Source organism: Christiangramia sp. LLG6405-1, assembly GCF_045055805.1.
GTDB lineage: Bacteria > Bacteroidota > Bacteroidia > Flavobacteriales > Flavobacteriaceae > Christiangramia.
Map to the genome: position 1 here is coordinate 1,054,749 of NZ_CP159330.1, position 26,446 is coordinate 1,081,194.

20 protein-coding genes are annotated in these 26,446 nt (G+C 39.0%); 14 read left to right on the forward strand and 6 right to left on the reverse strand.

Annotated elements, in window-relative coordinates; translation table 11 throughout:
• The first annotated feature begins 101 nt into the window (after window positions 1-101).
• From ileS to ABVM50_RS04955, 4 genes are all read left to right on the forward strand, one after another.
• Window positions 102-3,503 (forward strand): isoleucine--tRNA ligase, encoded by a 3,402-nt coding sequence (gene ileS / locus ABVM50_RS04940; RefSeq protein WP_405200228.1) that lies wholly within the window; start codon window positions 102-104, stop codon window positions 3,501-3,503.
• Between the two features lie 3 nt (window positions 3,504-3,506).
• A complete protein-coding gene (locus tag ABVM50_RS04945; protein WP_141876528.1) occupies window positions 3,507-3,890 on the forward strand; it encodes a TraR/DksA C4-type zinc finger protein in 384 nt (127 codons plus the stop codon).
• A gap of 105 nt (window positions 3,891-3,995) precedes the next feature.
• Window positions 3,996-4,577 carry a hypothetical protein gene (locus ABVM50_RS04950; RefSeq protein ID WP_405200229.1) on the forward strand — a complete coding sequence of 194 codons (582 nt, stop codon included), beginning with the start codon at window positions 3,996-3,998 and terminating at the stop codon, window positions 4,575-4,577.
• Between the two features lie 38 nt (window positions 4,578-4,615).
• Window positions 4,616-5,221, forward strand: coding sequence for a lipoprotein signal peptidase (locus ABVM50_RS04955; protein WP_322301701.1), 606 nt, complete (start codon window positions 4,616-4,618; stop codon window positions 5,219-5,221).
• Between the two features lie 2 nt (window positions 5,222-5,223).
• Here the strand turns inward: ABVM50_RS04955 and ABVM50_RS04960 are convergent, their stop codons facing one another.
• Genes ABVM50_RS04960 through ABVM50_RS04985 form a run of 6 tightly spaced genes read right to left on the reverse strand, consistent with a single transcriptional unit; the run spans window position 5,224 to window position 10,009 of the window.
• Complete coding sequence (locus ABVM50_RS04960; RefSeq protein WP_141876531.1) at window positions 5,224-5,640, reverse strand: response regulator; 417 nt, start codon at window positions 5,638-5,640, stop codon at window positions 5,224-5,226.
• A gap of 9 nt (window positions 5,641-5,649) precedes the next feature.
• Window positions 5,650-7,104: a PAS domain-containing protein gene (locus ABVM50_RS04965; protein ID WP_405200230.1), complete on the reverse strand. Its 1,455-nt coding sequence runs from the start codon at window positions 7,102-7,104 to the stop codon at window positions 5,650-5,652.
• 53 nt (window positions 7,105-7,157) lie between these two features.
• Entirely contained in the window at window positions 7,158-7,730 is a 573-nt protein-coding gene (locus ABVM50_RS04970) for a 5-formyltetrahydrofolate cyclo-ligase (RefSeq protein ID WP_405200231.1), read from the reverse strand.
• The gene (locus ABVM50_RS04975; RefSeq protein ID WP_405200232.1) at window positions 7,717-8,712 is read right to left on the reverse strand and encodes a succinylglutamate desuccinylase/aspartoacylase family protein; all 996 of its coding nucleotides are present in this window, start codon (window positions 8,710-8,712) and stop codon (window positions 7,717-7,719) included. Before ABVM50_RS04975 ends, ABVM50_RS04970 begins: the two co-directional genes overlap by 14 nt.
• 3 nt (window positions 8,713-8,715) lie before the next feature.
• Entirely contained in the window at window positions 8,716-9,588 is an 873-nt protein-coding gene (gene rimK, locus ABVM50_RS04980) for a 30S ribosomal protein S6--L-glutamate ligase (protein WP_141876535.1), read from the reverse strand.
• Between the two features lies 1 nt (window position 9,589).
• On the reverse strand, window positions 9,590-10,009 hold the full coding sequence (locus tag ABVM50_RS04985) for an ATP-dependent zinc protease (protein ID WP_405200233.1): 420 nt from the start codon (window positions 10,007-10,009) through the stop codon (window positions 9,590-9,592).
• 153 nt (window positions 10,010-10,162) lie between these two features.
• Here ABVM50_RS04985 and uvrC point away from each other — a divergent pair, with 153 nt between their 5' ends.
• The 10 genes from uvrC to ABVM50_RS05035 all read left to right on the forward strand — a co-directional run bounded on the left by uvrC (window position 10,163) and on the right by ABVM50_RS05035 (window position 26,380).
• Window positions 10,163-11,962: an excinuclease ABC subunit UvrC gene (gene uvrC, locus ABVM50_RS04990; protein WP_405200234.1), complete on the forward strand. Its 1,800-nt coding sequence runs from the start codon at window positions 10,163-10,165 to the stop codon at window positions 11,960-11,962.
• A complete protein-coding gene (locus tag ABVM50_RS04995; protein ID WP_405200235.1) occupies window positions 11,955-14,183 on the forward strand; it encodes a patatin-like phospholipase family protein in 2,229 nt (742 codons plus the stop codon). Before uvrC ends, ABVM50_RS04995 begins: the two co-directional genes overlap by 8 nt.
• A gap of 171 nt (window positions 14,184-14,354) precedes the next feature.
• A complete protein-coding gene (locus ABVM50_RS05000) occupies window positions 14,355-15,521 on the forward strand; it encodes a homogentisate 1,2-dioxygenase (protein WP_295178409.1) in 1,167 nt (388 codons plus the stop codon).
• Window positions 15,522-15,624: 103 nt separating this feature from the next.
• Entirely contained in the window at window positions 15,625-16,767 is a 1,143-nt protein-coding gene (gene hppD / locus ABVM50_RS05005; protein ID WP_405200236.1) for a 4-hydroxyphenylpyruvate dioxygenase, read from the forward strand.
• A gap of 292 nt (window positions 16,768-17,059) precedes the next feature.
• Complete coding sequence (locus tag ABVM50_RS05010) at window positions 17,060-17,836, forward strand: DUF3108 domain-containing protein (RefSeq protein WP_405200237.1); 777 nt, start codon at window positions 17,060-17,062, stop codon at window positions 17,834-17,836.
• 2 nt (window positions 17,837-17,838) lie between these two features.
• Complete coding sequence (locus tag ABVM50_RS05015; protein ID WP_405200238.1) at window positions 17,839-18,807, forward strand: tryptophan 2,3-dioxygenase family protein; 969 nt, start codon at window positions 17,839-17,841, stop codon at window positions 18,805-18,807.
• A 4-nt stretch (window positions 18,808-18,811) separates the two neighbouring features.
• Window positions 18,812-20,044 carry a peptidoglycan DD-metalloendopeptidase family protein gene (locus ABVM50_RS05020; RefSeq protein WP_405200239.1) on the forward strand — a complete coding sequence of 411 codons (1,233 nt, stop codon included), beginning with the start codon at window positions 18,812-18,814 and terminating at the stop codon, window positions 20,042-20,044.
• Window positions 20,045-21,676, forward strand: a complete 1,632-nt coding sequence (pgi, locus tag ABVM50_RS05025; RefSeq protein WP_405200240.1) for a glucose-6-phosphate isomerase — start codon at window positions 20,045-20,047, stop codon at window positions 21,674-21,676.
• 443 nt (window positions 21,677-22,119) lie between these two features.
• Window positions 22,120-24,654: a TonB-dependent receptor domain-containing protein gene (locus ABVM50_RS05030; protein WP_141876544.1), complete on the forward strand. Its 2,535-nt coding sequence runs from the start codon at window positions 22,120-22,122 to the stop codon at window positions 24,652-24,654.
• 10 nt (window positions 24,655-24,664) lie between these two features.
• A complete protein-coding gene (locus tag ABVM50_RS05035) occupies window positions 24,665-26,380 on the forward strand; it encodes a hypothetical protein (RefSeq protein WP_405200241.1) in 1,716 nt (571 codons plus the stop codon).
• The last annotated feature ends 66 nt before the right edge of the window (window positions 26,381-26,446 follow it).

The window sequence follows — 26,446 nt, forward strand, 5'->3', positions numbered from 1 at the left end:
CAGAATTAATTGATCCTGAGTGTACATGTATTTAATCCTAGAATAATATCATCTTTTGTTAAAAATCCTTATTTTCGCACATCATTTGAAAATAGGAGAAAATGAGTGCAAAATTCCCTGAATATAAAGGTCTTGACCTGCCTAAAGTGGCCGAAGAAATTCTTAATTACTGGGAAGAGAATGATATTTTCGAAAAGAGTATAAGTTCTCGCGAAGGCAAGGAATCTTACATCTTTTTCGAAGGACCTCCATCTGCAAACGGACTTCCAGGAATTCATCATGTGATGGCCCGTTCTATCAAGGATATTTTCTGTAGATATAAAACTCAAAAAGGGTTTCAGGTGAAACGAAAAGCAGGTTGGGATACTCATGGTCTTCCTATCGAACTTGGCGTGGAAAAAGAACTTGGAATTACCAAGGAAGATATTGGTAAAAAGATAAGTGTTGAGAAGTATAATGAGGCATGTAAAAATGCCGTGATGCGTTATACCGATGTCTGGAACGATCTTACCAAAAAAATGGGCTACTGGGTGGATATGACAGATCCATATATCACATACAAGTCCAAATACATGGAAACTGTATGGTGGTTGCTTTCAGAAATATATAAGAAAGATCTAATTTACAAGGGTTATACCATTCAGCCATATTCTCCAAAGGCAGGAACTGGTTTGAGTTCTCATGAGCTTAACCAGCCAGGAACTTACCAGGATGTGACCGATACTACGGTAACGGCGATGTTTAAGATCACAGACTCCTCTGCTGCGCCGGTTGGTGCTGGTCTGGAAGGAGCTTTCCTGATCGCATGGACTACCACTCCCTGGACTTTACCATCGAACACTGCACTTACTGTTGGACCTAAGATCCAGTATGTAAGCGTAAAAACATATAATCAATATACGTTTGAGCCAATCACGATCATCGTGGCAAAAGATCTGGCTGAAAAACAATTTGATAAAAAATTCACCAAGGTTTCTTCGGAAGAAGAGCTTAATTCTTATTCTGAAGGTGACAAAAAGATTCCGTATTTAATAGGCGAAGGTTTTGTTGGAAAAGACCTTGTTGAAATAAAATACGAGCAGCTTTTGGATTATGCGCAACCTAACGACAATCCAGAGAATGCTTTCCGTGTGATCGCGGGAGATTTCGTAACTACTGAAGATGGTACGGGAATCGTACACACTTCACCAACCTTTGGTGCAGATGATGCATTGGTAGCGAAACAGGCTTCTCCAGAAGTACCGCCACTTCTTGTAAAGGATGATAATGGTAACTTGGTACCATTGGTGGACCTTCAGGGTAAATTTAGACCCGAGCTGGGAGAGTTCGCCGGGAAATATGTCAAAAACGAGTATTATGAGGACGGGCAGGCACCTGAGAAATCTGTAGATGTTGAGCTGGCCATTAAATTAAAAGAAGAGAACAGGGCTTTTAAAGTTGAAAAATATGTTCACAGCTACCCAAATTGCTGGAGAACAGATAAGCCAATTTTATATTACCCACTGGACTCATGGTTTATCAAAGTAACCGAGTTCAAGGACAGAATGCATGAGCTTAACCAGAGCATCAACTGGAAGCCAAAGTCTACTGGTGAAGGAAGATTTGGAAACTGGCTGGCCAATGCAAATGACTGGAACCTTAGCCGTAGCCGCTATTGGGGAATTCCATTACCTATCTGGAGAACCGATGATGGCAAGGATGTGAAGGTTATTGGATCTGTAGCGCAATTAAAGGAGGAGATGGCGAAAGCTGTTGAGGCCGGAGTGCTGGAAAAAGATATATTTTCAGATTTTGTAGCTGGTGACATGAGTGAAGAGAACTATGAGAAAGTAGATCTTCATAAGAATGTGGTGGATAGGATCACGCTGGTTTCAGATACAGGAAAACCTATGAAACGTGAAGCAGACCTTATCGATGTTTGGTTTGATTCCGGTTCCATGCCTTACTCGCAGTGGCATTATCCATTCGAGAATAAGGAAAAAGTGGAAGATGAATGGCGTAAGGCAGATTTTATTGCTGAAGGTGTGGACCAGACACGTGGATGGTTCTATACGCTGCATGCGATCGCAACCATGATCTTTGATGATGTTGCCTATAAGAACGTTGTTTCTAACGGACTTGTACTGGATAAGAACGGGCAGAAAATGTCCAAACGTCTTGGAAATGCAGCAGATCCATTTGAAACCTTGGCTGTTTACGGTCCGGATGCTACGAGATGGTATATGATCTCCAATGCAAATCCATGGGATAATTTAAAATTTGATATTGAGGGAATTGGGGAAGTTCAACGTAAATTCTTCGGAACCTTATATAACACCTATTCGTTCTTTACACTGTACGCAAACATTGACGGTTTTACGTATGCTGAAGCAGATGTAGATCTTGATAAAAGACCTGAAATAGATCGCTGGATCCTTTCCGAGTTGCATACACTTATTGAAAAGGTGGACAGGTTCTATGCTGAATATGAGCCAACAAAAGCAACCCGTGCTATTTCAGAATTTGTTCAGGAGAACCTTAGTAACTGGTTCGTGCGTTTAAGCAGAAGACGTTTCTGGAAAGGAGATTACGAACAGGATAAGATTTCAGCTTATCAGACATTATATACCTGTATGGAGACTGTGGCAAAGCTGGGAGCACCGGTAGCACCATTTTTTATGGACAGACTATTCAAAGATCTGAATAATGTCTCAGGAAAAGATACTTCAGAATCTATACATATTGCTGAGTTCCCGGTTTATCAACCAGAATTTGTTGATAAATCCCTGGAGCACAAAATGGAAAAAGCACAAACGATCTCTTCACTCGTACTTTCACTACGGAAGAAGGAAATGATCAAAGTGCGTCAACCTTTGCAAAGGGTAATGATTCCGGTACTTGATGATGCACAAAAGCATGAAATTGAGGCGGTTGCAGACCTGATAAAGTCGGAGGTAAATGTTAAGGAGATCGAGCTTATAGATGATGCTTCCGGACTACTTGTAAAGCAGGTAAAACCTAACTTTAGAGTTCTTGGCCCGAGATTTGGTAAGGATATTAAGCTGATTGTCAATGCAGTGAATAATTTTTCCGCAGAAGACATTGCAAAGATCGAGAGAGAGGGAGAGATCGAGTTAAACATTAACGAAAAAATGGTTAATTTGTCACTCGCTGAGGTAGAAATAAGCTCTCAGGATATAGAAGGATGGTTAGTAGCCAGCAGTGGTAATCTAACTGTGGCACTGGATGTTAGTATCAGTGAGGAGTTGAAAAGGGAAGGTGTTGCCAGGGAACTGGTAAACAGGATCCAGAACCTCCGAAAAGATTCAGGCTTTGAAGTGACTGATACAATAGATGTTACCCTACAGAAGGACGGCATGATCGAGGATGCCGTGAACGATAATATAACCTATATTAAAACGGAAACATTAACTGCAAACCTCGAATTTGCAGAGGTGGTGGAGGAAGGTGCAGATGTAGAATTTGATGATGTCACCACTAAAATGTTCATTAAAAAACATTAAGCCATGTCTACAGACGTAAAAGAACGCTACAGCGATGCAGATCTAGCCGAGTTCAAGGCTTTGATCAGGTCAAAGATCGAGAAGGCACAGGAGCAGTTGTCTAATTATCAATCTGCTTATAAGAATGATGGAAATAATGGTACAGATGATACCTCCCCAACATTCAAAGCTTTCGAGGAAGGAAGTGAAACTATGAGCAAGGAAGCGAACTCTCAGCTGGCTATTCGCCAGGAGAAGTTTATCCGTGATCTAAAGAATGCACTTAACCGGATCGAAAATAAGACCTATGGTATTTGCAGAGTGACTGGAAAGCTGATCGCTAAAGAAAGATTGCTTTTAGTACCACATGCAACCTTAAGCATTGAAGCAAAAAATCTACAGCGCTAAGCTGATCAAATCAACGTCCGGAGCATATTTTGTTCCGGACGTTTTTATTTTTACTGAAGGAAGATGTTGAAGAAGTTTTGTTTGCTGTGGTTTTTCTGTTTCAGCATGTCACTTCATGCCCAGCGTGATACCCGCGAGATCTTCAATGCTTCGGGAATTGAATCCATCGATATACTTACCAACGAGGTTTTTAAAATTACTATTACCGCTACCAATACAAACAGGATCAGGCTCTTTACTCATTCTGAAGGTGAATACTTTAATCAGATCCTTGTTCAAACGAAAGTCGATGATGGTAATTTGAGCATAAAAACGAGCTATCCCCAGGAACTTACCGGTGGCTTTGATAAATTAAGTGCACATAAGGTCTTTTCTTTAGAGCTAGAACTGGAGATTCCAAAGGATCTTGAAATTTCTGTAGACTCCAATATTGCTTCCTTAATTACATCTGGTTCCTTCAGCCAGCTAACAGCGAATCTGAAAGATGGTTATTGCGACCTGAGAGATTTTGCTGGAAGAGCTACAATTAATACTTACGATGGTAATATTCGCGTTGAAACAGGTTCCGGTCTAGTTGATGCTGAAAGCAGGAATGGAACGGTAGAAATCCCTGAACATTTCAGTGGTAGAAATCCTATAAAACTTAAGTCCATAGACGGCAATATATTGGTGCTAAAAACTAAATAATATTAGTATTTTTGGTGCGTTTCAATTAAAAATCAACCATGTCGCTTAAAAAAGCCGGAATCATCATTTTCCTGATCTTATTAATAGATCAGATCTCCAAAATATATATTAAAACACATTTTGCACTGGGTGAAGAGATCGAGGTTTTCGACTGGTTTAGTATTCTATTCGTTGAGAACGAAGGAATGGCCTGGGGAACCAAAATTCCGGGGGAATATGGTAAGTTAGCCCTAACGCTTTTCAGATTGGCTGCTATAGTTGGAATTGGTTACTGGTTATGGGACGCAGTTAGAAAGAATGGCTCAAGAGTATTGATCGTTTCTATCGCACTTATCTTTGCCGGAGCCTTTGGAAATATCATCGATTCTGTTTTCTACGGAATTATCTTTGACGATAGCTATGGTCATGTAGCAAGTTTTCTACCTGAAGCTGGTGGCTATAGTTCAATTTTCTATGGTAAAGTGGTAGACATGCTTTATTTCCCTCTGTGGAAAGGTTATTTACCTGGTTGGGTCCCGTTCTGGGGTGGAGAGTACTTCACATTCTTTGAACCCGTATTTAATATAGCAGATTCAGCAATTAGCGTTGGTGTAGCTTTACTTTTAATATTCAATAAGAAAGCATTTCCGAAGGAAGAAGAATAATATCAGGCAGCAGTTTTATCGAAGATCTTTTCGAACTTCTTAAGTTCAATAGGTTTAATTAGATAATCCGTAACCATATTGAATGATTTCACTCTCTCCAGATCTCGAGGGTCTATCGAGGAGCTAACCACGTAAAGAGTGATCTTTTTATTCAGATTGTTCTTAATTTTCAGAAATTCATTTAAAAACTCCCAGCCATCCATTACAGGCATGTTAAGATCCAGGAATATGATATCTGGTAGCAAATCTTCATGGGTGACAGAAGACATGGAATTTTTGAAATAATCCAGTGCTTCCTTACCATTTTTGTAGATAAGAAGATTCTCTGATAATTTTTTGATCTCTATGATCTTTTTAACCAAGTTCACGTATATCTTATCATCATCGATGATACACGCTAGTTCTACTTTCTGCCCCATTGTATAGATCTAGAATTTTATTTTAAACGTAGTCCCTATGTCTAGAGTACTACTAACAGATATGGCTCCCCCTAGAGCTTCCACCTGGTTTTTGGTAATGAATAAACCAATACCTTTTGCTTCCTGACTGGTATGATGAAAGGTTCGGTACATTCCAAACATTTTATCACCATATTCATCGAGATCGATCCCCATTCCATTGTCACTTATCTCGAGAAATTCTTTCTCGTTCTCAATATATGTCTGGATAAAGATGACCGGTTTACGACCAGGTTGTTTGTATCTGATCGCATTCGTGATTAAATTTAATAAAATACTTTCAAGATACTCAGGTATATAGCTAATTTCTTTCAAATCCTGAAACTCAGCGACGATTTTTGCATTTTCCCGATTAATGAGTGATGATATCGATGCCAGAACGATCTCCAGAGCCTCTTCAAATTTGATTTTGACCCTTTCTTTCTTTAGCGAACTTTGAACACTAACGATATTATTCAGTCTTGAAATTGCAGAATCCAGGTTGCCAGCAACATCATCCACATTAGCCAGTAGATCCAGTTTATCTCTATCTGTTTTGGCCTCTCGTAACAATTCCACGATAAGACTTAAATTGCTGCTATGAGATCTTAAATGATGGGAAACGATGTGTGCAAAGTTGAAAAGTCGGGAATTTTGCGAAGCGATGATGTCCAGGGAATTCTGAAGATTCAGCTCATTGTTTTTGTTCTCGTCGATGTTCTGTAAAACTCCTCTTATTCCAATCACCTGCTGATCGTCGTCATATACCGGTTTTCCTGTCAATCGCACCCAGTATTCCCTATTCTGAAAGGAGATCATTTTCAATTCCAGTTTAAAAGGAATCCCGAAGTTCTCACATTTATCAAAGGCAGATTTCATTCTGTTATGATGTTCTTCAGCATAGAAGCTTTCCCGCTTTTCATATGCAGGTTGAAAATCCCGGGGGCAATCGAGAATTTTCTTGGTTACATCATCCCAGTAAATATTCTTATTGATCGTGTCTACATACCAGCCTCCGGTAGAAGTCATTTCTGCAGTTTCGCGATAGTAGAAGAAATTTTCTTCGATCGTGTACTGGTCTCGCTTGGTCTGGTGGATATTTACAAAAAGGAGTACCGCTGTTTCCCTGAAGGAATTATCCTTGCTTTTTAGATTCTTACATTCAAACCAGCGATACTTTCCATTCCCAAGTTTCAGCTTGATCTCAAATTTGAAGGTTTCATCATCAGCGATAAGTTTTTCAAAATGAATTCTGAAATCGTAACGATAATCGGGATGTAGAATATGATTGATAAAAAATTCAAAACGATCTTCTTCGATCTTGGGATCACCCACTAGATTGCTGAAATGATCTGACCAGCTAATCTCCTTGGAAAAGAGATTGATCTTCCAATAGGCGATATCGAAATCCTGAAGTATGCTGTTTAACTGAAGATCGCTAAGCATTAGGGTCTTTTGGCAATGTTAAATGTACATTTTTAAGCTAGTTGTAGCAAAAATTATTTTTTCCTGAAATCGTAGATCCTATTTGGGGTAACGCAATAGTCCAGTGGAATGTCACTGGTGTACACATCACTGATCTTATCTACAGGTCCATAGAAGGAAACTCCAATTTTAATGATGTCTTTCTTGCATCGACTTAAAAACCGATCGTAGAAACCTTTTCCATAGCCAACTCTGTGTCCGCTTTTGTCTAGTGCCAGAAGAGGAATAAAAACAGCGTCCAGCTGTTGTGCAGCAATCTGAATGCCATCTACCGGTTCAGGAATATTCCATTGATTCTTAATGATCCTGGTTTGATCGGTTAGTAAGTAATTGATCATTTCACCAGTTTCAAAATCAGATTTGGGGACAATGATCTCTTTATCTTTTCCCTGTAATACATGTAGCAAATACTCTGTATTTACTTCCTTTTGCTCAGCAATACTAAGGAAAATATGAAAATATCGTGCATCCCAGATGCTCAGTTCAAGACATTTATTCGCAATATCTATACTCATGCTTTCGATATCCTCCTGAGCAAGCTGACTGCGTAAAAGCTTAAATTTCTTCCTGATTTTAGACTTCTTCATCAAAAAGCACTTTTGATTGCATGGATATATGAAAGATGGCATCACCCTGATATACGATCGGGGATTCATTAATATTGATCACGTATCCTTCGCTATTGCTTTTGATCTTATGACTAAACTTGCCATAGGGATCTGTAATAGTAGCGATATACTCACCTTTTTCAACATGTTTGCCACAGGGGATCTTGACATGTAGAAGACCACTGTACTTTGCTCGTAACCAGGAACTATTCTCGATAAGAACAGTATCTCTTTTTACTTCTGGATATTCAAATCTATCATTCAACATTTCCAGATGACTCAAAATTCTCATGGCGCCGTCTACGCCTACTTTTGCTACATCTTTATTGGAATCCAATGATTTTCCACCTTCAAATAACAAAACAGGAATGCCTAATTTAGAACAGGTTTCCCGGTAGGATTTTGTGATCGTTTTGGAATGTATGGTAAATGGAGCGTTGAAGATCTTCGCGTATTTGATACTTTGAACATCGCCTTTTTTAACGCGTATTTGAGGTGCATTGAACCTGGCAGCACCTCCGGTATGGAAGTCCAGGCAAAAATCTGCTATTGGAAGTATTTTTTTTACGAATTGATAAGCGAATCTACTCGCCAGAGACCCATTTTTCGTTCCTGGGAACACACGATTGAGATCACGTCCATCAGGAAATTCACGGGCCATATTCAAAAATCCGAAGATGTTGACGATCGGGATACAAATTACGGTACCCACTTTAGGTTTGTTAATACCTTTCGAAATGATCTGCCTTACGATCTCAACTCCATTGATCTCGTCACCATGAATTCCAGCAGTTAGAAGAACAACTGGACCCGGTTTTTTGGAACGTTCAATAATGACCGGCACCTCCACAGAAGTGGTAGTGTATAACTTGGCCATATTAAAATTTATGGTCGCTCTTTTACCCGGTAGTACTTTTTCTCCCAGGATCTCAAGAACATTGTTCTTGTCTATTCGCGGCATATGTTAGACGTTTCGTTCAATATATCTAATGATCGTTTTGGCGATATCCTTTCCGGTAGCTGCTTCAATTCCTTCCAGACCAGGAGAGCTGTTTACTTCAAGAATAAGAGGGCCACGACTACTTTGCAGCATATCCACACCGGCTACACCAAGTGCCATTGCTTTCGCTGCCTTGATCGCTGCATTTTCCTCTTCATCTGTTAGCTGAATAATGGATGCTGAACCTCCACGGTGAAGATTCGATCTAAACTCACCTTCTTTCCCCTGTCTTTTCATCGCACCAACAACCTGTCCATCTACCACAAAAGCCCGGATATCTGCTCCACCAGCTTCCTTGATGAATTCCTGTACGATTACTCTTGCCTGTAGCCCGTTGAAGGCTTCAATTACAGATTCTGCAGCATTCTGAGTTTCAGCCAGAACCACTCCTAATCCCTGAGTACCTTCCAGTAATTTAATGATTACCGGGGCACCACCAACATGTTCCAGGATTTCAGTAACATCTTTCGAATAGTTGGTAAATACAGTTTTAGGTAAACCAAGTCTTGCTCTCGATAATATCTGTAAACTTCTTAATTTGTCCCTGCTTCTTACCAGCGCCTGTGATTCGGTCGTGGTAAAAGTTCCCATCATTTCAAATTGTCTTACTACGGCAGTTCCGTAGAAAGTTACTGAAGCTCCAATTCTTGGAATTACCGCATCAGTATCATCCAGAAAATGGTTTTTATAGTAAATACTTGGTTTCTTCTTTTCAATAACCAGGTCACACTTTGTAGGATCGATCACTTCTACTTCGTGGTTGCGCTTTTTAGCGGCTTCTACCAGTCTGCTTGTAGAATAGAGTCGGGGATTTCTGGATAATATTCTAATTTTCATACTACTTCAGGTTAAACGAGACATCGATAAGTTCGGTGTCTACTATAAATTTTTTGGTTAAAAACTTTCTTCCAATCAATACCGGATATCGCATTTCCTGTCTGTCTGAAAGCGATAAGGATATTTTAAATACTTTTCCGAAGAGCCTAATATTGGTACGCACCAGATATCGTTTCTGGATGATCCCGTTACTACTTCTTACAAATACAATGTCGTAATCTTTAAAAACAAAAGCTTTACCATTATATAAAGGATGCTCAGCATCCAGAAAGGTACAATGCAGTTCATCATCAACTTCTTTGATATTCTCGCAATGTATCGAGGAACTATAGGCTCCTGTATCAATTTTAATGGCGATGTCGTTGAGGTGTAAAGCAGGAAAATCTGCCTTGTCAAATCTTCCGATCACAATCTTCTCCATAATGCAATATACTAAAATGCCCTAAGTCTGGGAGCCATGCAAAGTAAACGAAAGATTACACAATATTTTGATACGTAGGCTGATATTCTTAAAATTTACTTCGGAAGCCAAAAAAGGTTTAGTGAGCTTATTTTAATGTTTATTTTTGAGGTAATGGAAAAGCCAGCTCTGGACGTACAATTAAAAACCTTGCCCAATAGCCCGGGTGTTTATCAATATTTCGATAAGAATGGAAAGATTCTTTATGTAGGGAAAGCCAAGAATTTGAAGAAAAGGGTGACTTCTTATTTCAGCAAGAGACATGATAGCCATAGAATTGGAGTCATGGTCAAGAAAATCCATGAAATAAAACATATCGTGGTTGCTTCAGAAACCGATGCGTTGCTCCTGGAAAATAATTTGATCAAGAAACATCAGCCCAGGTTCAACGTGATGTTGAAGGATGACAAAACCTATCCGTGGATTTGCATCAAAAATGAGCGGTTTCCACGAGTTTTTCCAACCAGAAAACTGGTTCGTGATGGCAGCGAATATTATGGGCCTTTTACCAGCTTTAAAACGGTAAACACCCTGCTCGATCTTATTAAGGGATTGTACAAGTTAAGAACCTGTAATTATGATCTTTCTGAAGATAAGATCCAAAATGAGAAATATAAGGTCTGCTTAGAATATCATCTTGGTAACTGCGAAGGACCCTGTGAAGCTTTGCAGCCTGAAGAAGAATATAATCGCAATATTGAAGCTATTCGCCAGATCGTAAAAGGTAATTTTAAGGATTCCCTTCAGCGTTTTCGAAATCAAATGAAAGAGCATGCTGAGAATATGGAATTTGAAGATGCCCAGCGTATCAAGATCAAGATCGATGTTCTGGAGAATTATCAATCCAAGTCTACAGTGGTGAATCCACGTATTAACAATGTAGATGTTTTTTCCGTAGTAAGTGATGAGGGTTACGGCTACGTGAACTTTCTCCAGTTATCTCACGGTGCGATCATACGTTCGCATACTATTGAGATGAAGAAGAAGCTGGACGAAAGCGATCTGGAATTGCTGGAACTGGCGATTGTGGAGATCAGGCAGCGTTTCAGCTCAAAATCTACTGAAATCTATGTGCCGTTCAAAGTAGATGTTGGTGAAGACCTTAAGATCACGGTTCCAAAACTGGGCGATAAAAAGAAGATCGTAGAGTTGTCTCAGCGAAATGCCAAATATTTCAGACAGGAACGATTTAAGCAAATGAAGATCATTGATCCAGACCGTCACGTGAACCGTATTATGGCGCAAATGAAGGAAGATTTACGACTTAGGGAAGAACCCCGGCATATCGAGTGTTTTGATAATTCAAATATCCAGGGAACCAATCCTGTTGCCGCCTGCGTGGTATTAAAGGATGGAAAACCGAGCAAAAAGGATTATCGAAAATTCAATATTAAAACCGTAGAAGGACCAGACGATTTTGCTTCTATGGAAGAAGTAGTCTTCAGGCGTTATCGAAGATTGCTAAATGAAGATGAGCCGCTTCCACAGTTGATTATCGTTGATGGTGGAAAAGGGCAACTTTCCAGTGGAGTAAAGGCTTTGGATACCTTAGGTCTCCGCGGAAAGATCGCTATCATAGGGATCGCGAAACGATTGGAAGAAATCTACTATCCCGGTGATTCCATACCTTTATATCTGGACAAAAAATCTGAATCTTTAAAGATCATTCAGCAGTTGCGAAATGAGGCACATCGCTTCGGAATTACATTTCATCGGAATAAAAGAAGTAAAACCGCGTTAAATACCGAACTTGAGTCCATTGCTGGAATTGGCGAAAAAACAGTCATTGATTTACTGAAGAATTTCAGGTCTTTAAAAAGAGTGAAGGAAGCAAGTGAAACGGAACTTGCTGAAGTGATCGGGGCTTCCCGGGCGACCATCGTCTATCAATTTTATCATAAAGAGAATGCGTAAATATCTTTTCATCCTTAGTCTAATCATTTCCTTTGGAGCAATTTGCCAGGAAGAAGATAGGCCGAAGGTTGGACTGGTATTAAGCGGAGGTGGTGCTAAAGGACTTGCCCATATAGGTGTGCTAAAAACCCTTGAAGAACAGGGCATCAAGATCGATTATATTGGAGGTACCAGTATGGGGGCAATTATTGGCGGACTCTACGCTTCCGGCTATTCTGCTACCGAACTTGATTCTATTTTCAGGACTACGCAATTCGATATTCTAATTCAGGATAACCTGCCAAGGCGGGCAAAAACTTTCTATGAAAAGGAAGATTCAGAAAAATACGCGATCACGCTTCCTTTTGACAATTTTGATATTTCATTTCCCAGCGGACTTTTTAAAGGTCAGAATATTTACAATTTACTATCAAGACTTACCATTCATGTAAGCGATGTAGAAGACTTTAGTGAATTACCCATCCCGTTTTTCTGTATTGCAGCGAATGTGGAAACCGGGGACGAAGTGATTCTGGATAGTGGATCACTGGCTAAAGCAATTTCAGCCAGTGGTGCGATTCCAACACTTCTAAGTCCCATAAAAATTGACGGACAGTTGTTAACAGACGGTGGCGTTGCCAATAATTACCCAATCGAAGAATTAAGGCGTCGTGGTGCTGAGGTGATCATTGGGGTAGATGTACAGGATAGTCTTGTCAAAAGAGATAAATTAAGGAGTGTGTTTGATATTATGAGTCAGATCTCAAATTTTCGCACGATCAATGATATGAAGGAGAAAGCTCCGAAAACCGATATTTATATTAAACCGAATGTAAATTCTTTCTCGGTCATGGCTTTTGACAAAGGACAGGCGATCATAGATTCTGGAGCGGTAGCTGCAAAGAATATGATCGAGGAACTTAAGTTGCTAAGTGATCCTAGTGATAGCTTAGTAATTCGAAAGCCGGTTCCAAAGATCGATAGTTTTAATATTAATGCACTTTCAGTAGAAGGGAATAACACCTATCCAAGAGCTTATGTACAAGGTAAATTAAAGCTTGATTACGAAGAAACTTACAACTTCGAGGATCTGAATATTGGGATTAATAACCTTTCTGCGACCGGTAACTTTGAGCGCATCAATTACCAGTTAATTCCAGAAGATGAAAATGGCAATTATGTACTTGCTATGCAAATTGAGGAAAGTGAAAACAAGATGCTGTTGCGCCTTGGACTTCATTATGATGAGCTCTATAAAAGTGGCGCGCTGGTGAATCTTACCCGGAAGAGTTTGTTATTTACCAACGATGTGGCTTCTCTGGACCTTATCGTGGGGGATAACCTGCGTTACAATTTTAACTATTACCTAGATAAGGGTTTCTACTGGAGCTTCGGAATAAATTCTCGTTATAATACTTTCGATAAAGGCTTACTGTTAAACGGCATAAGAGATACTGAAGGTCTTAGTGAATTTCAGGATATAAGAGAGCTGGAAGTTACGGTGAGAGATTTTACCAATCAGATCTATGTGGAATCACTTTTTCAGCAGGTATTTTCCATAGGTGTGGGACTGGAACACAAATATTTGAAGTATAGCAGTAATACGTTTAACGATGCGATCAATCAAAGTCAGGAACTGGTTTTGGCAAATGATCATTATGCCGGCGCTTTCGGCTATGTAAAATTCGATTCTTACGATAATAAATATTTCCCCACCAAAGGAGTTCGATTTGATGGAGACTTTCATATTTACCTGTATTCTTCAGATTATAATAATGATTTTTCGGAGTTCTCGATCGCAAAGGGAAGTTTGGGTTACGCTATCCAGCCTTTTCCCAAGTTCACGACCCGGATAAGTACAGGTACCGGTTTTAAAATAGGGAACGATGAAAGCCAGGTGCTGGATTTCTTTCTGGGAGGTTATGGGAATGATTTTATCAATAATTTCAAACCTTTCCTGGGTTATGATTTTTTAAGCCTTTCCGCAGATAGTTATATAAAGGCGCAACTGGAGTTTGATTATGAGCTCTTCAGAAAAAACCATATTATCGCCAGCGCCAATATTGCCAATGTGGAAGATGACCTGTACACGACCGGAAACTGGTTAAGCATGCCCGATTATAATGGCTACGGAATTGGCTACGGAATCGAAACTTTTATGGGGCCATTGGAAGCGATATATTCGTATTCACCCGAAACTAAAGAAAGTTACTGGTTTTTTAGCCTGGGATTCTGGTTTTAGCGTTTAATTTTCTACAAATACTTTATCGTTTGCGTAACCGGTTTTTACACTAGATTTAAGATTGTTTCGGTAAATTTTCTTGATATTTGTGTAAATCGAAATAAATACTGGAAATAATAACAATCTTTCAAAAAATGAATTCATTTTTGATCGATTTTAAAATATAATCACATGCCTTTTTATCATAAACTCGGCAAGATCCCTCACAAGCGCCATACGATTTTCAGAAAACCTGATGGAAGCCTTTATTATGAGCAGCTTTTTGGAACTATTGGTTTCGACGGAATGTCTTCCAATCTGTATCACGAACATCGCCCGACTCAGGTGAAGGAAATCAAAGGAAGTTACGACGTACGACCGAAGGTTGCGATTGAAAATAACCTGAAATCATACCGTTTAAAAGGTTTCCAGATAACTCCGCATCCGGATTATTTACAGAGTAGAAAAGCAGTTTTGACCAATGCAGATTGTGATATAATTCTCGCTTCCCCTCAAGGTTCTACGGAAGACTATTTCTACAAGAACTCTGATGCAGACGAATTGATCTTCGTACACAAAGGTTCTGGGAAACTTAGAACTCATCTCGGAAACATTGATTTTAAATACGGAGATTATTTACTGATTCCAAGAGGTACGATCTACAAAATGGATTTTGATGATGAGAACAACAGGCTTTTTATCGTTGAATCCCGTAGACCGATCTATACTCCAAAACGATACAGGAACTGGTTCGGGCAACTGCTGGAGCATTCTCCATTCTGTGAAAGAGATTTACGCCAGCCCCATGAACTGGAAACCAATGATGAGGAAGGTGATTTTCTTATTAAGATCAAGAAGCAGGGAGAAATTTTCGATATGGTCTATGCGACGCATCCTTTTGATGTAGTAGGCTACGACGGTTATAACTATCCGTATGCATTTTCAATTCATGATTTTGAACCAATCACCGGAAGAATACATCAACCGCCACCGGTACATCAGACTTTCGAAACAGACGCTTTTGTAGTTTGCAGTTTTTGTCCGCGTAAATACGATTACCACCCGGAAAGTATTCCGGCGCCTTACAGTCACAGTAATATTGATAGTGATGAGGTGCTCTATTATGTAGATGGTGATTTCATGAGTAGAAATGATATCGAAGCAGGTCATATATCTTTGCACCCGGCTGGAATCCCGCATGGGCCGCATCCCGGAGCAGTAGAAAGAAGTATCGGGCAGGTAGAAACTGAAGAGCTGGCTGTAATGGTAGATACCTTCAAGCCGTTGAAACTTACAGAAGAAGCGATGAAAATTGCCGATGAGACCTATTACAGGTCCTGGTTAGATGGAGAGCATTAAAAGATGAAAGAAGATTTATCAGCACAGGATAGAGCGATGTGGTAATATTTTGAAATTTGATTTCGAATTTATATCATATTTAAATCCTTTAAAATAACAATCAATGTCAACAGATAACACATCATTAAATTTAGAAAAAGTAATTCCTGAAGCAGAAGATTTTCTGCCAATCCTGGGAACAGACTTTGTAGAACTATATGTAGGAAATGCCAAGCAGGCAGCCTATTATTATCAACATGCATGGGGTTTCCAGCCAATAGCATATTCGGGTTTGGAAACTGGTCGTAAAGACAGTGTTTCTTATGTAATGCAACAGGGAAAAATTAGAGTTGTTCTAACTTCACCATTGCAACCGGAAGGAGATATCAATGCGCATATAGACAAACACGGTGACGGAGTAAAGTTCGTTGCATTATGGGTAGACGATGCGAGAAAGAGTTACGAGGAAACTACTAAAAGAGGAGCAAAATCGTACGTAGAGCCTTATGTAATGGAGGATGAGCACGGGAAAGCTGTGATCTCAGGAATTCATACTTATGGAGAGACCATTCACCTTTTTGTAGAACGAAAAGACTATAACGGTCCATTTTTACCTGGTTACAGAGTTTACAATACCAAAACACAGGTGCCAGATACAGGTTTACAATTTATTGACCATATGGTTGGAAATGTAGGCTGGAATGAAATGGACAAATGGGTTGAATTCTACGGAAAAGTGATGGGCTTTGCCCAGTTGGTATCTTTCGATGATAAAGATATTTCGACCGACTATACCGCACTTATGAGCAAGGTGATGAGTAATGGGAACGGTAGAATCAAATTTCCTATTAATGAGCCTGCAGAAGGAAAAAAGAAATCACAGATCGAGGAATATATCGATTTTTATAATGGAGCCGGAGTTCAGCATATCGCTTTAGCTACAGATAACATTATCGAAACAGTTACAGCATTAAGAGACAGAGGTGTGGAATTCTTATATGTTCCTGAAACTTACTATGATGATCTATTGGATCGTATTGGTGAGATCGATGAGGACCTGGAGCCGCTAAGAGAACTCGGAGTACTGGTAGATCGCGATGATGAGGGGTATTTGTTACAGATCTTTACAAAACCAGTTCTGGACAGGCCAACTATGTTCTTCGAGATCATCCAGAGAAAAGGTGCTCAATCCTTCGGAAAAGGAAACTTTAAAGCTCTTTTCGAGGCAATTGAAAGAGAACAGGATTTGCGAGGTACATTAAATTAAGATTAAATATCTGCTGAAATTTAAGTGGAAAAATGAAATAAATGTCAATCTCGTAAACGTTTAGTTAAAGTTTATTTAAGAGTTGCGGGTAAGGGGGAAATAAGAGACTTTTGCACCGCATTTCTGGAGTGGTTACCAGAATTGATTTTTTTTCATAATTTAAGTTTTAGTTGGTTAATAAGACAAAATTCCCCATCATTAATTTGATGGGGTTTTTTGTTTTGATACTTTTGGAATAGTAATTGTAATCCACCATACGCCTGAAAATTCTATTACTTAGACAATTAAACCTATGAGAAATTATATTGCAATTACCTTTCTTTTTTTAGTGTTTACCACCGGAAACATGTTCTCACAAGATGCATTTGGCGAAGGTGAGTGGTTTAAATTTAGAATTCATTATGGATTATTCAATGCCAGTTATGCAACACTGGAGGTAGATGAAACTAAATTTCAGAATAAACCTGTCTATCATATAAAAGGACGCGGTAGATCTACTGGACTATTAGGCTTGTTCTTTAAAGTGGATGATGATTACCAAACCTATATTGATAAAAGAACCGGAAAACCCTACCGTTTTGTACGTAATATTGACGAAGGCGGTTATACCAAGGACCTGGTGATCGACTTTGATCATAATGATAAGAAAGCCCATGTTCTCAATCGAAAGAACAATCAGAAAAAATCATATTCTGTGCCTCATAATGTACACGATATGTTATCATCATTTTACTATATTCGCAACCAAATTAAAAACGACGAGTTAGAGCTAGGTGATGAGATGCGTTTGAACATGTTCATCGATGACGAAAACCTCGATTTTAAGCTTGTTTTCCTGGGGCGTGATACGATTAAGACCAAGTTTGGAAAGGTTGCAACCCTGAAATTCAGACCTTATGTACTTGCCGGAAGAGTATTTAAGGAGAAAGAAAGTCTTACTTTCTGGATTAGTGATGATAAAAACAAGATTCCGGTGAAAATTGAAGCAAACCTGGCCGTAGGGTCTTTGGATGCCGATCTTGAAGCTTACAAAGGTCTAAAGCATCAATTTAGTATACAAATGGATTAGATATGGAGATAAAACCCGAAATCGCGGAACGAATTGGAAAGCTTGAAGAAAAGTTCAAAAATTCGGGACAGGATATGGGATCTTATCTGGATGGTCTTTTATATGACCGCTATCTTTCCTACTGGGATTATATCAGTGTAGATACGCTATTAAGTTTACAGAAAACCAATACGCACTTTCCAGATGAGATGATCTTTATCACTTATCATCAAATCACTGAACTATATTTTAAGCTCATCATTCACGAGCAAAAACAGATCATAGAAACCACAACGCTAACATCTGCTTATTTCGTTGAGAAGCTGAATAGGATCAACCGGTATTTCAGAATACTTATCGACTCTTTTGATGTAATGATCAAAGGAATGGAAAGGGAGCAGTTTCTGAAATTCAGAATGGCATTACTGCCTGCCAGCGGATTCCAGTCGGCACAGTTCAGGATGATCGAATTATACTCAACTCCTTTAGAAAATCTGGTCGATTTTAATTTGAGAAATGAATTTACGGTAGAAAACTCTTCCGAAGAACTTTTTGAAAATATCTACTGGAAAAAAGGAGGTATCGATCTGGAAACCGGCGAGAAAACTCTTACGCTTAAGCAATTTGAAAAAAGATATACTCCAAGATTTCTAAGAATCGCGAAGGATGTATACGGAAACACCATATACCAGCGTTACCAGGCCATGCATGAAGATGATCGTCAAAATGAAGATCTACAACAGGCACTGAGAAACTTTGATGTTAATGTAAATATCAACTGGTTGCTTATGCATATGGGTGCTGCTTACCGATATTTGAGCAAAAAAGACGAAACTATAAAAGCGACCGGGGGAACAAACTGGAAGAAATTCCTGCCACCGAGTTTTCAACGAGTTTCTTTCTTTCCAGAATTATGGAGTCAGGAAGAACTGAATGACTGGGGGAAGCAATGGGTGAACCACACATTTAATACTGAAAAACAAAAAGCATAAAAACTTGAAGAAATTAGGCTTATTAGTAATGCTAATGCTGGCAATGACTGCCTGCAATGACGATGAGAAAGAACAGGCCGTAAATGAGGTCGAGACCAAAAAGATTCCTAAGATCGAGAAACAGTATGGTTTTATCTTGAATGATTTTGAGGTCATTAGGGATACCATAAGGTCTGGTGATAGTTTTGGTTACATCATGGATCAAAATGGCGTAGGTCATGGAAAGGTCTTCGAAGTTTCAGAAAAGGTAAAAGATACCTTTAACCCTGCGAGGATTACAGCCGGTAAGAAATACATGATCCTGAGAGCAAAAGATTCGGCTAAAACTCCGCAGTATTTCATTTACGAAAATGATAAGATCAACTATACGGTTGTATCTATTGGGGATAGTATTTATGCTGAAAAGAAGAAAAGACCGGTTACGGTTAAACAAAGAGAAGTAAGCGGAGTGATCACTTCTTCCCTTTCAGAAGCGATGCAGGCTCAGGGCTTAAGTAATCTTCTGGTTTACGAACTTTCGAATATTTATCAGTGGAGTATTGATTTCTTTAAACTTCAGAAGGGAGACCAGTTCAAAATGGTTTACCAGGAGAAATATATTGACGATACTATTTTCGCCGGGATTGAAAAGGTAGAAGCCGCAGTTTTCAAACATTCAGACAGGCCATACTATGCCTTCAGTTATATGACCGATAGTATTTCTGGTCAGCCTAGTTTTTATGATGAAGAAGCTAAAGCATTACAAAGCTTTTTTCTGAAAGCTCCGCTAAATTACTCCAGGATCTCTTCAAGGTTTACAAAAAGACGTTTTCATCCTGTTCAGAAGAGATGGAAAGCTCACCTTGGAACAGATTATGCTGCACCACATGGCACGCCAATCGTAAGTACGGCTAATGGAACCGTGATCGCTTCAGGCTATACTTCCGGAAACGGTAATTATGTAAAAGTTAGACATAATGGAAAGTATACTACCCAATATCTTCACATGAGTAAGCGCGCAGTTAGAAATGGCCAAAGTGTTAAGCAAGGTGATGTGATAGGTTATGTTGGAAGTACAGGACTTGCTACGGGGCCTCATGTATGCTATCGATTTTGGGTAAACGGCAAACAGGTGGATCCATTCCGCCAGAATCTGCCCTCAGCCGAGCATATCACAGACAATCTAAAAGACGATTATTTAAATCATATTGAATCGATTCGCGCAGAGCTGGATCAAATTCCCTATAAAAGTATCTAGATGAAAAATATAAATCCAACCACTACCAAAGCCTGGAAGGAATTAGAAGATCATTATAAAGAGATCCAGGTTGAACATATGAAGAATATGTTCAATAACGATGAAGATAGAGCTGAAAAATTCACCATTAAATGGGAGGATTTTTATGTGGATTACAGTAAGAACCGGATGAATGAAACTACCGGAAGATTACTTAATAAACTTGCTGCTGAATGTGGTTTAAAGGAAGCAATAGATGCATATTTTCAAGGTGAGGCTATTAACCAGACAGAAGGAAGACCGGTTTTACATACTGCCTTAAGAGCTTCAAAAACCGCAAATGTTCAGGTGCATGGTGAAAATGTAATTCCTGAAGTGCAGGAAGTAAAAGAAAAGATAAGAACTTTTACTGATGAGGTGATCGAAGGAAAGCGTAAAGGTTTTACGGGGAAGAAATTTACCGATATCGTAAATATAGGAATTGGAGGATCTGATCTTGGACCGGTGATGGTTGCTGATAGCCTGAAATTCTATCAGAATCATCTCAATTTACATTTCATATCTAATGTTGATGGAGATCATGTACATGATACCATTCAGGATCTAAATCCTGAGACAACCTTATTCGTGATAGTTTCCAAAACTTTCACGACCATGGAAACTATAAGCAATGCCACTACGGTTAGAGAATGGTTTTTGAAAAAAGCTCCTGAAAATGAAGTCTCCAAACATTTTGTAGCGGTTTCTACCAATCTAAATAAAGTAGAGAGCTTCGGAATTGATCCTGACAATATTTTCCCGATGTGGGATTGGGTTGGAGGTAGATTCTCTTTATGGAGTGCTGTAGGTCTTTCAGTAGCACTTGGAATTGGATATAACAATTTTGAATCTCTTCTGGATGGTGCCCGTAAGATGGATGATCACTTCAGAAATACAGATTTTGAAAAGAATATTCCGGTTCAGCTGGCACTAATAAGTATCTGGTATAATAATTTCTTCGGCGCTGAAAGTGAAGCGGTGATCCCTTATTCTCAATACCTAGATAAATTTCCATCATACCTGCAACAGGCAATTATGGAAAGTAACGGGAAAAGTGTGGACCGTAATGGCGAGAAAGTAAATTACCAGACCGGAACAATCATCTGGGGAGAACCAGGAACTAATTCACAACATGCATTTTTCCAGTTGATCCACCAGGGAACCAAGCTTATTCCTGCAGATTTTATTGGCTTTAAAGAAAGCTTGTTTGGAGATCAAAGGCATCACGATAAATTGATGGCGAACTATTTTGCTCAAACTGAAGCTCTTCTTAATGGTAAAACTGAAGAAGTAGTGGAAGAGGAGTTGCGCTCTATGAGATTTAGTCAGGAAGAAATAGACAGGATCAAGTCGTTTAAAGTATTTGAAGGTAATAATCCAACGAATACCTTATTAGTAAAAAAACTCACTCCGGAAAGTTTGGGGAAACTTATTGCCATGTATGAACATAAGATATTTGTACAGGGTGTGATCTGGAATATTTTCAGTTACGATCAATGGGGAGTTGAACTAGGAAAGCAACTTGCAAACCAGATCCTTTCAGATTTTGAAACTAAAAATACTGAAGGACATGATTCGTCAACACAAAATCTTTTGAAGTATTATAGGAATTAAAATTTCAATAAAAACTTATAAATGAAAGCCTGAAGTCTCGAACTTCAGGCTTTTTTATTTACAAAACCTGAAATTCCTTCCGTAGATATTGACTTTTAGTTTCCGAAATAATACAAACTGCTCATTAATAGAGTAGAGAACAAAATCTTTCCATTATAAATTCAATTATTGTTAGTGTTTTTGAGCTACAAAAATGATTTTTACAAAATATTGTCTGCTCATTATTGCCCTGTTTAACGTCTTTAACACTGTTAAAGCTTATTTTGAATCATTCCATTTAACATAATATTTTGTTTTCCTCTAATTAGCAGTATATTGCGGCGAAATTTGTTGAAATGTTAAACTTCTGTACGTTAAATATTTTAACATTGAGATAATGTTAGAGAAGAACAATTAGTTTTCTTTTGCATCGAATTTTAAACAAACTCAAACACACAAAAAAAATGAGGAAATTATTACTCTTAGCGATGTTCTTAACATCTGCTACGATTTTTGCTCAAGGAACTGTTACCGGTGTGGTAATGGATTCCCAAACATCAGGTCCACTTCCAGGAGCTAATGTAATGGTAGTTGGTACGAACAATGGTACAATGACAGATTTCGACGGTAACTTCACTTTGAATGTTGCGGAATCTGAAGGTACTATTAAAATTACCTTCGTAGGTTACACTTCTAAGGAAGTGAAATTCAATGTTACTGGCGACACTCAGGATCTAGGACAGATCGTTCTGGGTGCAGATGACAACGCATTGGATGAGATCGTGGTAACAAGTTTCTCACTTGCTATCGACAGAAAAACACCAGTAGCTGTTTCAACTATTAGTGCTGCAGAGATCGAAACCAAGATTGGTAACCAGGAATTTCCTGAAGTGCTAAAATCTACTCCTGGAGTATATGCTAACAAAGCCGGTGGTGGTTTTGGTGATGCAGAGCTTCGTATGAGAGGATTTCAAGGTGAAAACATTGCAGTAATGATTAATGGTGTTCCTGTAAACGACATGGAAAATGGTCAAGTTTATTGGAGTAACTGGGCTGGTCTTTCTGATGTAACAAGAACTATGCAAACTCAAAGAGGTTTGGGAGCTGCTAAAGTCGCTGTTCCATCTATCGCTGGTACGGTCAATATTGTGACGAAAACTACAGATGCTGAGAAAGGTGGAAGTATCTACGCTGCAACTGGTAACGATGGTTACACTAAGTTTGGTGCTACGGTATCTACAGGGAAGTCTGAAAATGGACTTGCTGCAACAGTATCTGCTTCCAGAACAGTTGGAGATGGTTACGTAGACGGGACTGAATTTATTGGGTATAACTACTTCGTAAACATTGCTAAAGAATTTGGTGAAGATCACGAACTTTCTTTTACTGCTTTTGGTGCGCCGCAAAGACACGGTCAGCGTCAAAATAGATACACTATCGAGACTTACCGAGAAAGTGAAAGAGGTATCAAATTTAACGGAGACTGGGGTTACTTAAATGGTCAGGTTACTCATATCGAGGACAACTTCTACCACAAACCACAAATGTCTTTAAACCACTATTGGAATATTAACGAGAATACTGAATTATCTACTGCACTTTATGCTTCCTTCGGAACAGGTGGAGGTGGTGGATGGGCCGGAACTAACAAGTTTGGTCTTGATTCTAAATACAGAGATGGTTACCTGCAACCGGTAAATCTTGATCTAATCGTAGATGAGAACATCGAAAGAGGTGCTGATGGTTCTGAAACTATTTTAAGAGCTTCTAGAAACGACCACAACTGGTATGGTGCACTTTCTACTTTATCTACAGATATTACAGATGATATCGAACTTCTTGCAGGTATCGATTTAAGATACTACAAAGGAGAGCACTTCCAGGAAGTAACAGATCTTCTAGGTGGACAGTACTACTTTGATGATTCTAACGTGAACAATCCTGTAAATCTTGCAAAGGTTGGAGACAAGATTAGCTACAACAATGATGGTATCGTTCTTTGGGAAGGTGGATTCCTTCAGGGAGAATATTCAAAAGATGATTTAGATATCTTCGTTTCTCTTGCAGCTTCGAACACATCTTACAAGCGTGTTGATTACTTCAACAACCTTGATTCAGATCCTAACCAGGAAACTGACTACGCAAACTTCTTTGGATACCAGATCAAAGGTGGAGCGAACTACAACTTCACCAGAACTAGTGGTGTATTTGCAAATATCGGGTACTTTGAAAGAGCACCTTTCTTTGATGCAGTATTTCTTCAATTCGGAAATAACGTAAACCCAGATGCTGAAAATCAAAAGATCTTCAGTACGGAACTTGGATATACTTTTAGAAATTCTGTTTTAAGAGCCAACGTCAACATTTACAGAACTAATTGGAGAGATAGAACTGAAGTTTATACTTATAACAATCCTGATGGGTCTCTTGGATCAGCTAATATCTTGGGTATTAACGCAGTACACCAGGGTCTGGAATTAGATTTTGAATACCGTCCTTTCGAGGAACTTTCTATCACAGGCTTTGCATCATTGGGTGACTACACTTGGGAAAATGATGTTAGAGGTGTACAGATCTTTGACGAAGAGCAGAATTTAGTTGATGAGATCAACCTTTTCATCGAGGGTACTAAAGTAGGTGGTACGCCACAAACTACTGCTGGTCTTGGAGTAGACTATGAGTTCCTAACAGATATGAGATTAAGAGCTAACTATAACTACTTCGGTGATTTCTGGTCAGATTTTGATCCGGTAAGCCGTAACAATCCTGATGCTGGTGAAACATGGAAACTTCCAGATTTTGGAACGCTTGATGTAGGTCTTTCTTACAACTTCTCTGTAGCTGGATTTGATGCTGCTTTGAATGCGAACGTTTATAACATTACAGATACAGAATATATAGCTAATGCACAGAATGGTCTTCAGAACAACGCACGTACTGCACTAGTATGGTACGGTTTCGGAAGAACTTACACTGTAGGAGCTAAACTTAACTTCTAAACACAACACGATGAAAAAGACATTTTATGTACTAATGGCTTTCGTAGGTATGGCTTTGACTAGCTGTGAGCCAATGGAAGACATTCATGACGAGATCGACAACGACCTGGATAGCCAGCTTGCTGTTGCTGAGAGAGATTACGTGCTTACTGAAGATGATTATGAAGATCTTGGACAAAGCTTTCCAAACTTCGGTTCAGTAGAAGATGCAGGAGCTTTAATTCCTACTTTACTTTCAGACCTATACCCAACTTATGGTGCAGGTTCTATTATCAATGTTGGATTTGATCTTTTCGATCCACTTAGAGTTGAGGACTATATGGTAACTGACTACCCTGGAGATGCTAATTATTTTGCAGATACAGATGCAGTTGCAGATTTTCTTGATTCTGAATTCGAAGGTGCTGAAGAAGGTTCCTATCTAAGCGTTACTTATAACGTAGTTGCTTCAGATGTTAGCTATAGTATATCTAACGAGGAATTCGATCTAATTGGAGAAAGATTTGACACAATTTATCCTGGTCCAGCTTCAGCTGCGGCTCGATTTAGCAATTTCGACAGGAGAACTGGTGGGGACAATTTCTGGAGTGATTCCATGATTTATGAAGCTGTTGCAGTCGTTCTAAATGAAAACGTAGATGGTGTAACAGGACAGACTTATAATGTTTCATATAGAATCTTCACAGGTAGTTCAGGAGAAGAAAATGTAACTTTTGTTTTCGATGGTAATACATTCGTTAGATTCATGACTACACCTGCTGGTGAAGCATATGTAATTGATGAAAATGATATTACACTAATTGTGTCTGGTTTAGCTGATGAGTCAGATTTATCAAGCCAGGTTTCCAACCTTGATAACTTCGGAAACTTCAACAGACAGGCTTCCAGTGATAACTATTGGAGTGATTCTGATCTTGCTGAAGCTTTCACGATAGTACTTAATGAAAGATTTGCTGATGCGGCAGATGGTATGGTCTACGTAGTAGAATACGATTTCTTTGATGGGAGTTCAGGAACTGGAAATCTTGCTGTGATCAAAGATGGAGACGATTACGAAATCGCTACAGCTGTTTCAACTATCGAAGATACAAATGTATTTGCTTATACTAACGGAAACTGGGGTATGCCTTATATGCTGCCTTCAGAATCTTATACTGAAGAATTCGGTCAGCGTTTCAGCAACTTCGGAGACGAGGAAGAAGCACTTTCTAAAATTGGAATCTTCTTAGGAAGAGAATTTCCTTATGCTACTGAAGGTGAATACAAAGCAGTTGGTTACCGATTCTATAATGGTGAAGCTACTGTTACTGAGTACGCCAACTTCGTATTCGAAGGTGGTGATTGGACGGCTATTCCATCTGTAATTTCTACAGCACTTCAGTTTGGATTTGAAGATGGAATGTGGGTACCAGACAACACGATCAACTATATGTTGACTTCTTCTGATTACTCTATTATTGCTGATGCACTTTCAGATAATACTGAACTTGCTACACAACTTGCTAGTATCGAACGATATGGTAATTTTGACCGTCGTCCGGGAGCTAGTGCTGAGTGGAATGACGCTAATTTACTTCTGGCAATGAAAGCGCTTCTTAATGAAATCGCTCCAAATGCTGAAGAAGGACAGAAGTACTTACTTACTTTCGATATCTATAATGGATCGAATACTACAGAAAGCCTAAGCCTTATTAAAGAAGGTGGAATGTGGGTAGTTAACCAGTAGGTTCTAAACTCAATCTATATAAACCTCTTATCTTCACGGTAAGAGGTTTTTTTTTGACTTAAAATG